Here is a 719-nt window from a genome sequence, read left to right on the forward strand (position 1 = left end):
GCAGGGAGGCTCGTTTACGAGCCAACTGCACCGAAATGAGCGCCGATTCGATTCGTTATCCGGAAAGTTCGACGTCATCTCACCTGAAACGTCGGCGGTTGGCCCATTAATCAGCATTTCCCTAGCAGGCTGTTGAAATACACCTCACCGATGCGCAGCATTCCTTTCCAATTAGCCGGCGCATCGGTTTGGTTCGTGTCGATTTGATACAGGGCTTCCTCAATTCAGGCGGAGCCAATGTCATCTCCTCGCCGGTTTGCGCTTCTAAACCGCTCTGTCTGCGAGCGTACGCATGCGCGTGAGGTTGTAGGCCGCCTGAGTCAGGAGGAACAACTGCTCAACCCGTTCGCGGCCACGATACATCGCCTGACGAATCCGGCCGACCGTTTTGCCCCACCCGAAGACCTGTTCGATGCATTTGCGTTTGCGCTGGCTGATGGCATAGCCAGCCCAGCGTGTCGTTCGACCGTCAATCGCCGAGCCACCCACGCGGCCGTCGTTTTGCGCCACGTGCGGCGTCACACGGTTGGCACGGCAACTCGCCACGAAGCCTGCCGTGTCGTAATTTTTGTCGGCGCCAACCGTAACGGGGGAGCTATCGTTGAAAGTGGTGTACGCGGCGTAGGGAAGAGGCAGGAGAAGGCGGTGGCGATTGAAGGAGAATGTTGCTTCTCACGGTAACACTTCCACAATCGAACTCCACCACCATGGCGAAACAT

Annotated in this window: 1 pseudogene; it reads right to left on the reverse strand. The window is 57.4% G+C overall.

The annotated features are described in order from the left end of the window. Window positions 1–264 precede the first annotated feature (264 nt). A pseudogene (locus tag PKKP23_RS33520) lies at window positions 265–588 on the reverse strand (transposase); the annotation flags it as partial. Window positions 589–719: the final 131 nt, after the last annotated feature.

The organism is Paraburkholderia kururiensis JCM 10599 = LMG 19447, from assembly GCF_003986935.1.
GTDB classification, from domain to species: Bacteria; Pseudomonadota; Gammaproteobacteria; order Burkholderiales; family Burkholderiaceae; genus Paraburkholderia; species Paraburkholderia kururiensis.